Annotated in this window: 1 protein-coding gene; it reads left to right on the top strand. The window is 66.7% G+C overall.

What is annotated here, in order from left to right:
• The first annotated feature begins 130 nt into the window (after nt 1-130).
• Nucleotides 131-12,259 (top strand): non-ribosomal peptide synthetase, encoded by a 12,129-nt coding sequence (locus FJV41_RS05140; protein WP_141641274.1) that lies wholly within the window; start codon nt 131-133, stop codon nt 12,257-12,259.
• Nucleotides 12,260-12,315: the final 56 nt, after the last annotated feature.

Raw genomic sequence — 12,315 nt, 5'->3', positions numbered from 1 at the left:
GACCAGCCAATCTTGCGCATGTCTTGGCAAGCCTCCTAGATATGACTCACGCGTTCCGCCCCGTCTCATCGGCTGCCGTGCCCCCCGCGGCAGCCGTCGCTTTCTCATCCTGTGAGGGCGACGCGTTGACATGCTCGACGCCCTCTCCTTGTCGGCTCCCTCTCCGGCTTCTCTTCCCTCCAACATCGCGGACGCCTTCGAAGCCCAGGTGGCGCTGCGGCCTCACGCTGTCGCGGTCAGCAGCGACAGCGTGAGCCTGACGTATGCGGGACTCGACGCGCGGGCGAACCAGCTCGCGTGGCGCCTGCGCGCCCAGGGCATCTGTCGAGAGCATCCCCAGGTGGGCGTCTGTCTCCCGCGCTCGGCGGAGCTGCTGGTCACCCTCCTCGCCATCGTCAAGGCGGGCGGCGCCTATGTTCCGCTCGATCCCGACTACCCGTCCGAGCGACTGCGGTTGATGGCGGAGGACGCGGGGGTCCACGCCATCGTCACGCAGACGGGCCTGCGCTCCCGCCTGCCGTCGGGCGGTGTACCCACGCTGTGCCTGGACGCGCTGGAGGCGGAGCTGGACGCGCTTCCCGCGCATCCGCCCGAGCGGGAGGTCTGCCCGGACGACCTCGCCTACGTGGTCTTCACATCGGGCTCCACGGGCAAACCCAAGGGCGTCTGTGTTCCCCACCGGGGCGTGTTGCGGCTGGTGCTGGGCGCCAACTACGTGGACGTGGGCCCCGACGACGTGCTGCTGCAGCTCGCGCCCGTGGCCTTCGATGCGTCGACCTTTGAAATCTGGGGAGCGCTCCTCAATGGCGCGCGGCTCGCCGTGTTCACCCAGGGCGCCGCGGGGCTGGACGAGCTGGGTCCCTTCCTGGAGGCGCAGGGAGTGACGGTGGTCTGGGTGACGACGGGCCTCTTCCATCAACTCATCGAGCTCGGCCTGCCTGGAATGGGCCGCGTGCGCGAGCTGCTCACGGGAGGCGAGGTCCTCTCCGTGCCCCATGCGCGCAAGGCGCTGGAGCAGCTTCCGCACATCCGGCTCGTCAACTTCTACGGGCCCACCGAGAACACGACGTTCACCAGCTTCCACCCGATGCGCGGAGCACTGGAGACAGATGACACCACGGCCGTCGCCATTGGCCGCGCCATCTCCGGGACGCGGATGTATGTGCTGGACGAGTCGCTGCGGCCCGTTCCCGTCGGAACCGTGGGTGAGCTGTACACGGGGGGCCTGGGCCTCGCGTGGGGATACTGGGAGCGCGCGGACCTGACGGGAGAGCGCTTCCTGCCCGATCCCTGGAGCGATACGCCCGGTGGCCGGATGTACCGCACCGGAGATCTGGTGCGGCAGCGCGTCGATGGAGTCATGGAGTTCATCGGCCGTCGCGACCACCAGGTGAAGCTGCGTGGCTTCCGAATCGAGCTGGGGGAAGTGGAGAGCGCGCTGCGCCAGCATTCCTCCGTGCTGGAGGCACTCGCGCTCGTGCGAGAGGACTTACCGGGAGACCGGAGGCTGGTCGCGTACGTCGTCGCGCGAGCGTCCTCCGTCGAGCTGCGCGAGCACGTGCAACGCCTGCTCCCCGGGTACATGGTGCCCGCCGCCATCGTGGTGCTGGACGCACTGCCACTCACGCCCAACGGCAAGGTGGACCGCGCGTTGCTGCCCACACCCCAGGCGCACTCCGAGGACTTCATCGCGCCGGAGTCGGCCCTCGAGACCGCCGTCGCGCGCATCTGGGCGGAGGTGCTGGGCATGGACGCCGTGAGCGCCACCGCGAACTTCTTCGACCTGGGGGGCCACTCGCTGCTCGCCACGCAGGTCATCACCCGGATGCGCGAGGAGACACGGTTCCACCTTCCGCTGCGTGCGCTCTTCGATAGGCCCGTCCTTCGCGAGCTGTGCGCCAATCTCGAGGAGACCACGAGCGCGTTCTCCGAGGACCTCATCCGACCCGCCCAGGGCGAGGCGCGCCTGAGCCCATCGTTCGCGCAGCAGCGCCTGTGGTTCCTCGACCGGTGGATGCCGGACACGGCCGTGTACTCGCTGCCCATGGCGTTCCGGTTGGAGGGGCCTCTCGACGTCACGGCCCTGGAGCAAAGCCTCCAGGCACTGGTTGACCGTCACGAGTCCCTGCGCACGACCTTCCCGGGCGAAGGCGCTCCCGTGCAACTCGTGGCGGAGTCCGTGTCCGTGCGGCTGGAGCGGAGCGCCGTGAGTTCAGTCGAACAGGCCCACGCCCTGCTGCATGCCGCGGCGGAACGACCGTTCGACCTCGCACGCGGTCCGCTCTTTCGAGCGCTGCTGGTGACGACCGCTGCTCACGAACATGAGCATCTGTTGCTGCTCAACCTCCACCACATCATCTCTGACGGCTGGTCCTTCGGCGTCCTCTACCAGGAGCTCTCCGCCGAGTACCTCGCTCGCCTCCAGGGTGTGGCCTCACCTCTGCCCCCGCTCTCCATCCAATACGCCGACTTCTCCTCCTGGCAGCGTCACTGGCTCTCCGGCGACACCCTCTCCTCCCAGCTCTCCTTCTGGACTCTCCTCCTCGACGGCGTCCCTCACGTCCTCTCTCTTCCCTCTGACTTTCCTCGTCCCTCTCTTCAATCCTTCGAGGGCTCCACTCACCGCTTCTCTCTTCCCCTCCACCTTCGCGACTCCCTCGATTCCCTCTCTCGTCTCCACGGTGCCACCCTCTTCATGGCACTGCTCTCCTCCTTCCAGCTCCTTCTCTCCCGCTACTCCGGCCAGCTCGACTTCCTCGTCGGCTCTCCCATCGCCAACCGCACCCGTCCTCAGCTCGAATCCCTCATCGGCTTCTTCGTCAACACACTCCCTCTCCCCGCTCGCCTCTCCGGCAACCCTTCCTTCCTCGACGTCCTCCTTCGCACTCGCGACTCCTGCCTCGGGGCCTACTCCCACCAGGAGCTTCCCTTCGAGAAGCTCGTCGAGGAACTCCACGTCCAGCGCGAGCCCGGACGCAGTCCGTTGGTCCAGGTCCTGTTCGCGCTCCAGAACGCTCCCGGGGGACAGCTTCAGCTTCCAGGGCTCCAGGTCGCTCCGCTGGAGCTGGGAACACGGACGTCGCGGTTCGAGCTGTTCCTCGCGCTGGAGGAATCCCCCGAGGGACTCCGGGGCTCCATCGAGTACTCCACCACGCTGTTCGCTCCGCGCACCATCGAACGGATGGCGGAGCACTTCGTGCGACTCGTCGAGGCGTTCGTCCGGGAACCCGAGCGTCCTTGCGGACAAGTGCCGCTCCTCTCCGACGACGAGCAACGCCAGTGGCTCATCGACTGGAACCACACGGCGCGCGCCTACCCGTCCGAGTCGTCTCTCGTGCGCCTCTTCAATGCACAGGTGGCGCTGCGGCCCGAAGCCGTGGCGGTTCGACATGGAGAGAGCGCGCTCACCTATGCCCAGCTCGATGGGCGCGCCAATGCGCTGGCCCGGGTGCTGCGAGCCCAGGGCGTCAACCGCCGGCATCCGCAGGTGGGCGTGTGCCTGCCTCGGTCCCCGGAGCTCATCGTCGCGTTCCTCGCGAGCCTCAAGGCTGGCGGAGCGTACGTTCCGCTCGACCCCGAGCACCCCACGGAGCGACTGGCCTTCATGGCCCATGACGCCCGACTCGCGACCATCGTCTCTCACGATGCGCTGAGCACGCGGCTTCCCGAGGGACCGTGGCACGTGGTGAACCTGGATCGGCTCGGGGATGCGCTGGAGGGTTCGGCGTCAACCCCGTGGGTGGATGACAGCACCGCCGATGACCTGGCGCACATCATCTACACCTCCGGGTCCACGGGGCGTCCCAAGGGTGTCTGCATTCCACACCGGGGTGTGGTTCGCATGGCGCTCGACCCGGACCAGGTCCGCCTGGGGCCGGACGACCGGGTCGCCCAGGTGACCACGGTGACGTTCGACCTCTCCACCTTGGAGATCTGGGGTGCGCTGCTCAACGGCGCCGCTCTCGTCATCTTCGACAAGGAAGACGTCATCCAGCCCGACGTCTTCGCGCGCCGACTGCGGGAGGAGCGCATCTCCGCGCTGGTCGTCGCGACCGCCATCTTCCACCACACCGCGCGCACGCACCCTGATGCGTTCGCGGGGTTGCGCTGGGTCATCTTCGGAGGAGAGGCCGCCGACGCAACGACTGTTCAACGCGTGCTCACGCACGGAGCACCGGTCGCATTGGTGAACGGCTACGGCCCCACCGAGAACACCACGTACAGCACCTGGTATCAGGCCCAGCCCTCCACCGAGCTGTCGGTCCCCATTGGAAGGCCTGTCTCCAACAGCACCGCCTATGTGCTCGATGCGAATCTGCAACCTGTTCCTCAGGGTGTCGCGGGTGAGCTGTTCGTCGGAGGCGACGGCCTCGCCTGGGGCTATTGGGACAGACCCGACCTCACCGCCGAGCGCTTCATTCCCCATCCCTTCAGCACGACTCCGGGTGCGCGCCTCTATCGCACGGGCGACCTCGTTCGCTTCCGTCAGGACGGAGAGCTGGACTTCATCGGCCGCCGCGACAACCAGGTGAAGCTGCGCGGCTTCCGCATCGAACTGGGTGAAGTCGAGGCCGCGCTGCGTGCCCATCCCGACGTACGCGACGCCGTCGTGCTCGTGCGAGAGGACTCGCCGGGTGACAAACGATTGGTCGCATACGTCGTGACGCGAAGCGCCGGGACACTGTTGCGTGAGCACCTGGGACAACAGCTTCCCAGCTACATGGTGCCCTCGGCGGTCGTCGTCCTCGACGCGCTTCCACTCACACCCAATGGCAAGGTGGATCGCCGCGCATTGCCGGCGCCTGAGTTCGGAGCGTTGGAGACGGACTCGTTCGTCGCTCCACGCACGGAGCTGGAGTCGCGGCTCGCGGCCATCTGGGCCGCTGTGCTTCAGCTCGACAGCGTCAGCGTCACCGCGAACTTCTTCGACCTGGGCGGGCACTCATTGCTCGCCACCCAGGTCATCTCTCGCATCCAGGAGCACCTGGGCACGCTGATTCCCGTTCGCGCGCTATTCGAGGCACCCTCCATCGAGGCCCTTGCTCGCGTCGTCGAGCAGCGCCGAAACGCCGTTTCTGCTCCGACAGACGTGGCCCTCGTCCCGACGGTGAGCAGAGATGCGCCGCTACCGCTCTCCTTCGCGCAGGAGCGTCTCTGGTTTCTCAGCCAGCTCCATGAGCAGCAGGCCGTCTACAACATGCCTTTCGCGCTTCGTCTGGAGGGCGCTCTCGACGTCGCCGCGCTCCACGACAGCCTCCGCGCGCTCGTCCTTCGTCACGAGGCTCTCCGCACTCACTTCCCCGGCGAGGGAGCTCCCTTTCAGCACATCTCCGACGCTCCCGACTTCGACTGGGGACTCGTCGACCTCTCGTCGTCTCCCAACCCCGACGACGAAGCCTTTCGCCTGCTCCAGTTCGATGCCGAGGCTCCCTTCAACCTCGCCCTCGGTCCTCTCTTCCGTGCGCGCCTCTTCCTCCTCGCGCCTCAGCGGCATCTGCTGCTGCTCAACCTCCACCACATCATCTCCGACGGCTGGTCCTTCGGCGTCCTCTACCAGGAGCTCTCCGCCGAGTACCTTGCTCGCCTTCAGGGCGTGGCCTCTCTTCTGCCTCCTCTGTCCATTCAGTACGCCGACTTCTCTTCCTGGCAGCGTGACTGGCTCTCTGGCGACACCCTCTCCTCCCAGCTCTCCTTCTGGACTCGTCTCCTCGACGGCGTCCCTCACGTCCTCTCTCTTCCCTCTGACTTTCCTCGTCCCTCTCTCCAATCCTTCGAGGGCTCCACTCACCGCTTCTCTCTTCCCCTCCACCTTCGCGACTCCCTCGACTCCCTCTCCCGTCTCCACGGTGCCACCCTCTTCATGGCACTGCTCTCCTCCTTCCAACTCCTCCTCTCCCGCTACTCCGGCCAGCTCGACTTCCTCGTCGGCTCCCCCATCGCCAACCGCACCCGCCCTCAGCTCGAATCCCTCATCGGATTCTTCGTCAACACACTCCCTCTCCCCGCTCGCCTCTCCGGCAACCCTTCCTTCCTCGACGTCCTCCTTCGCACTCGCGACTCCTGCCTCGGTGCCTACTCCCACCAGGAGCTTCCCTTCGAGAAGCTCGTCGAGGAACTCCACGTCCAGCGCTCCTTGAGCCATGGCCCTCTCGTCCAGGTCATGTTCGCTCTCCAGAACGCGCCCGGTGCACCGCCGTCCTTCCCGGGACTCCAGGTCGAACACGTCGAACTCCATCCCCGAACTTCCAAGTTCGACCTCACGCTCTCCTTGGAGGAGTCCTCGGATGGCCTTCACGGCGTTTTCGAGTTCGCCACCGCGCTCTTCGCGCCAGCCACCGTCGCGCGCATGGCGGACCACCTTCGCAGGCTGATGGAGCAGGTCGTCCGGACTCCGCACGTCTCCATCCACTCACTGGACCTGCTCTCCGCCGACGAGCGTCGCCAGTGGCTCGTCGAATGGAACGACACCGGCCGGCCGTATCCGGCCCACTCGTCCATCGTCGAATGCTTCGCCACCCAGGCCGCGCTGCGTCCCGACGCCATCGCCGTGCAGTACGGCTCCGACTCGCTCTCGTACGGCGAGCTGGATGCTCGCTCGAACCAGCTCGCTCGCATCCTTCGTGCTCACGGAATTGGCAGGGCGAGTCCTCAGGTCGGGGTCTGCCTGCCCCGCTCTCCCGAGCTGATTGTCACGCTGCTCGCCATCCTCAAGGCGGGCGGAGCCTACGTCCCGCTCGATCCGGATTACCCCTCCGAGCGTCTCGACTTCATGGCTCGCGACGCACAAGTCGTCGCCGTCGTCACTCACGAGTCGCGCAGAGAGAGCGTGCCTTCGGGTGATTGGCGACTCCTGTGTCTTGACCTGCTTCGCGAAGCGCTGAGTGCGAGCAGCAAGGCGCCGTTGGAGTGCGACCTCGGTCCAGATGACCTGGCGCACATCCTCTACACCTCGGGTTCGACGGGCCGCCCCAAGGGTGTCTGCATCCCCCACCGAGGCGTCCTCCGCCTCGTCCTCAACTCCGACGACGTGCAAATCGGCCCCGACGACCGCGTCGCCCAGGCCGCCACCGTCGCCTTCGACGCCTCCACCTTCGAAATCTGGGGCGCCCTCCTCAATGGCGCCGCCCTCGTCATCCTCGACAAGGATGACGTCATCGACCCGGCTGTCCTCGCCCGTCGTCTCCGCGACGAGCGCATCTCCGCCCTCGTCCTCACCACTTCTCTCTTCAACCTCGTCTCCCGCTCCGAGCCTTCCGCATTCTCTCGCCTCCGTTTCGTCCTCATCGGCGGGGAGAACGCGGACCCCTCCTGCATCAACCGCGTCCTCTCCTCCGGGCCTCCTCAGCGACTGGTCAACGGCTACGGCCCCACCGAAAACACCACCGCCAGCACGTGGCACCCCGCCCTCTGCCACCAGGAACTCTCCGTCCCCATCGGCAGGCCCATCGCCAACAGCACCGCCTATGTGCTCGACGTGCATTTTCAGCCCGTGCCCATGGGCGTCACAGGGGAACTCTTCGTCGGAGGTGATGGCCTCGCCTGGGGCTACTGGAACAAGCCCGACCTCACCGCCGAGCGCTTCATTCCCCATCCCTTCAGCGCGGCTCCCGGCGCTCGCCTCTACCGCACTGGTGACCTCGTCCGGCTTCGCACTGACGGTGCTCTCGACTTCATCGGCCGCCGCGACAACCAGGTGAAGCTGCGTGGCTTCCGCATCGAGCTGGGTGAAGTCGAGTCCGCCATCCGGGCTCACCCCGACGTGCGCGACGCCGTCGTACTCGTGAGGGAGGACGCGCCAGGTGACAAGCGACTGGTCGCCTACGTCGCGACGGAGCTCGCCGGCTCCGTGTTGCGCGAGCACCTGGGGAAACAACTTCCCAGCCACATGGTTCCCTCGACGGTCATCGTCCTCGCCGCGCTGCCCCTCACGCCCAACGGGAAGATCGACCACCGCGCACTCCCCACGCCCGAGGCGAATCGCCTCGACGGTGAGGCGTTCGTCGCTCCACGCACGGAGCTGGAGTCGCAGCTCGCAGTCATCTGGGCAGCGGTGCTTCAGCTCGACAAGGTCAGCGTCACCGCGAACTTCTTCGACCTCGGTGGGCATTCCTTGCTCGCCACGCAGATCATCTCGCGGAGCCAGGAACGTCTCGGTGTTCCGCTGGCCGTGCGGATGCTCTTCGAAGCACCGACCATCGAGTCCTTCGCACAGGCCGTCGAGCAGCGCCTCCAATCAGCGCAGACGGTTCAGAACACCTCGCTCATTTCGACGGTGAGCAGGGATGCGCCGCTGCCGCTCTCCTTCGCGCAGGAGCGTCTCTGGTTTCTCAGCCAGCTCCATGAGCAGCAGGCCGTCTACAACATGCCCTTCGCGCTGCGTCTGGAGGGCGCTCTCGACGTCGCAGCACTCCACGACAGCCTCCGCACGCTCGTCCTTCGTCACGAGGCTCTCCGCACTCGCTTCCCGGGCGACGGCGAGCCTTCCCAACGCATCTCCGACGATCCCGACTTCGACTGGGAACTCATCGACCTCTCGGCCGCTCCCAGCCCCAACGACGAAGCCCTTCGCCTCCTCCAGCTCGATGCCGAGGCTCCCTTCAACCTCGCCCTCGGTCCTCTCTTCCGCGCGCGTCTCTTCCTCCTCGCGCCTCAGCGGCATCTGCTGCTGCTCAACCTCCACCACATCATCTCCGACGGCTGGTCCTTCGGCGTCCTCTACCAGGAGCTCTCCGCCGAGTACCTCGCTCGCCTTCAGGGCGTGGCCTCACCCCTTCCCCCTCTCTCCATCCAGTACGCCGACTTCTCCTCCTGGCAGCGTCATTGGCTCTCTGGCGACACCCTCTCCTCCCAGCTCTCCTTCTGGACTTGCCTCCTCGACGGCGTCCCTCACGTCCTCTCTCTTCCCACTGACTTTCCTCGTCCCTCTCTTCAATCCTTCGAGGGCTCCACTCACCGCTTCTCCCTTCCCCTCCACCTTCGCGACTCCCTCGATTCCCTCTCTCGTCTCCACGGTGCCACCCTCTTCATGGCACTGCTCTCCTCCTTCCAGCTCCTCCTCTCCCGCTACTCCGGCCAGCTCGACTTCCTCGTCGGCTCTCCCATCGCCAACCGCACCCGTCCTCAGCTCGAATCCCTCATCGGCTTCTTCGTCAACACACTCCCTCTCCCCGCTCGCCTCTCCGGCAACCCTTCCTTCCTCGACGTCCTCCTTCGCACTCGCGACTCCTGCCTCGGTGCCTACTCCCACCAGGAGATTCCCTTCGAGAAGCTCGTCGAGGAGCTCCGCGTCCAGCGCTCCTTGAGCCATGGCCCTCTCGTCCAGGTCATGTTCGCTCTCCAGAATGCTCCGGCTGGACAGCTTCAGCTCCCGGGACTCGTGGTCGACACCCTGGAGTTGCACCCGCGCACCTCGAAGTTCGACCTCACGCTCTCGCTGGAAGAGACGCCTCACGGACTCAACGGTGTCTTCGAGTTCGCCACCGCGCTCTTCACGCCGGCGACCATCTCGCGCATGGCGAACCATCTCCGCGGCTTGATGGAGCAGGTCGTCCGGACTCCGCACGCCTCCATCCACTCCCTGGAGCTGCTCTCAACCGACGAGCGTCGCCAGTGGCTCGTCGAATGGAACGACACCGGCCGGCCGTATCCGGCCCATTCGTCCATCGTCGAGCGATTCGCCACCCAGGCCGCGCTGCGTCCCGACGCCATCGCCGTGCAGCACGGCTCCGACTCGCTCTCGTATGGCGAACTCGACATGCGCTCCACTCGACTCGCGCGCATCCTCCGTGCTCAGGGGGTCGACAGAGCACGTCCCCAGGTCGGGGTCTGCCTGCCCCGCTCTCCCGAGTTGATCGTCACGCTGCTCGCCATACTCAAGGCAGGCGGCGCCTACGTCCCGCTCGACCCTGACTACCCTTCCGAGCGCCTCGACTTCATGGCTCGCGACTCACAGGTCCAGCGCATCGTCACGCAGACCTCGCTGTCCGTGCGCGTTCCCCACAATGACACCGAGCCGCTGTGCATCGATGCCCTGCCACCTGTCTCCGATGACGAGCTTCCTCGGCTCACTCACGACATGGGGCCCGACGATCTCGCTTACGTCACCTACACCTCGGGCTCGACGGGTCGCCCCAAGGGTGTCTGCATTCCCCACCGCGCCGTCCTTCGACTCGTCCTCGACTCCGACTACGTCCAGCTCGGACATGATGACCGCGTCGCCCAGGCCGCCACTGTCGCCTTCGACGCCTCTACCTTCGAAATCTGGGGCGCCCTCCTCAACGGCTCCTCCCTCGTCATCCTCGACAAGGATGACGTCATCGACCCCTCCATCCTCTCCCGCCGTCTCCTCGATGAGCGCATCTCCGCTCTCTTCCTCACCACCGCTCTCTTCAACCTCGTCTCGCGCTCCGAGCCCTCCGCCTTCTCCCGTCTCCGCTTCCTCCTCTTCGGCGGCGAGAACGCGGACACCTCCTGCGTCAACCGCGTCCTCTCTCTCGGGCCTCCTCAGCGTCTCCTCCACGTCTACGGCCCTACCGAGAACACCACCTTCAGCTCATGGCACCCCGTCCTCCTCCACCACGAGCTCTCCGTTCCCATCGGCAGGCCCATCGCCAACAGCACCGCCTATGTGCTCGACGTGCATTTGCGGCCTGTCCCCACGGGCGTCACCGGGGAACTCTTCGTCGGTGGCGATGGCCTCGCCTGGGGCTACTGGGACAGGCCCGACCTCACCGCCGAGCGATTCATCCCCCATCCCTTCAGCTCGGCTCCTGGCGCTCGCCTCTACCGCACCGGTGACCTCGTCCGCCTTCGCCACGACGGCGCTCTCGACTTCATCGGTCGCCGCGACAACCAGGTGAAGCTGCGCGGCTTCCGCATCGAGCTGGGCGAAGTCGAGTCCGCGCTCCGCTCACACCCCGACGTGCGCGATGCCATCGTCCTCGTGCGCGAAGACACGCCGGGAGACAGGCGCCTCGTCGGCTACGTCGCGACGGAGTTGGAGCTGTCCTCCACGGTTCTTCGCACCTTCCTCCAGGGGACCCTGCCTTCGCACATGGTCCCCTCCGACTTCGTGGTCCTCCCCGCACTCCCGCTCACGGCGAACGGCAAGGTCGATCACCGGGCGCTGCCCCGACCCTCCGCTGCAGGGGATGACTCGAATGCACGCGTGGCGCCGCGCACGCCGCTGGAAGAGGACATCGCATCCCTGTGGGCCCAGGTCCTCGGCCGCGAGTCCATCAGCGTGACGGCGAGCTTCTTCGACCTGGGTGGACACTCGCTGCTCGCCGCACAGCTCGTCGCGAAGCTGTCCGAGCGCTTCGGCTTCAAGGTCCCGCTCCAGGTCCTCTTCCAGAGTCCCACCGTGGCGGCGCTCGCCTCCTGGGTTCAAGACAAGCTGACGCCCGGTGAACCCGACACCGCGCCCGCCCTTCCCGACGGTATCGTCTTGCTCCAACGCGGACGCGACGACCTCCCGCCACTCCTGTGCATGCACCCGATTGGCGGAACCGTCTTCTGCTACCAGGACCTCGTGCGCGCGCTCGGTCCGGAGCGCTCCGTCTACGGCTTCCAGGCCCCGGGCGTGAATGGCGAATGCGAGCCACTGCAGACCATCGAGCAGCTCGCCTCCGTCCACCTGAACGCCCTGCTCCAACTGCGTCCGCGCCCGCCGTACTACCTCGTGGGCCTGTCGATGGGCGGCACCATCGTCTACGAGATGGCGCAGACCCTGCGACGTCTGGGAGTCCCTCCCTCGCTGCTCGTGTTCCTCGACACGCCAGGGCCAGGTCAGCTCCCCAAGCGATTCGAGGACGACGCGGAGCTGCTCGCCGCCACGTTCGGTGACTCGTCGGAGGCGCTCATCACCCTCCTGCGCGGACTGGACCCGCCGGCCCAGATGCTCGAGGTGCTGCGACGCGCCCGCGACGGCGCCGTGGTACCCGACTCGTTCTCCCTCGTGGACCTCCAGGTCTTCCTCTCCGTCTGGAAGGCCCATATGCGCGCGCTGTTCAGCTACGCGCCGTCGCCCACCGAGGGCACCGCCATCTACCTGCGCGCCCAGGAGTACGTCCCGCCACACCCTCGACACCCCGAGCGGCCGTGGCAGGAACTCGTCAAAGGCGGACTGGAACTCATCGGCGTCCCCGGCAATCACCAGACGATGATTGAGCCGCCCCAGGTCACCGTGATGGCCCGGCACCTGAACGACTTCATGCGGAGACTCGAAGAAGCGGTCCTCCCGAAGTCGACGGGGACTTGAGCGCCCCCTCGCGAGTCGACTCACCCGTTTACCCCTCCCGCGTCCCGTGCGAAAAA

The sequence above is a fragment of the Myxococcus llanfairpwllgwyngyllgogerychwyrndrobwllllantysiliogogogochensis genome (assembly GCF_006636215.1).
GTDB lineage: Bacteria > Myxococcota > Myxococcia > Myxococcales > Myxococcaceae > Myxococcus > Myxococcus llanfairpwllgwyngyllgogerychwyrndrobwllllantysiliogogogochensis.
The sequence above is the reverse complement of the archived record's forward strand: the minus strand, read 5'-3'. Positions and strand labels throughout refer to the sequence as shown.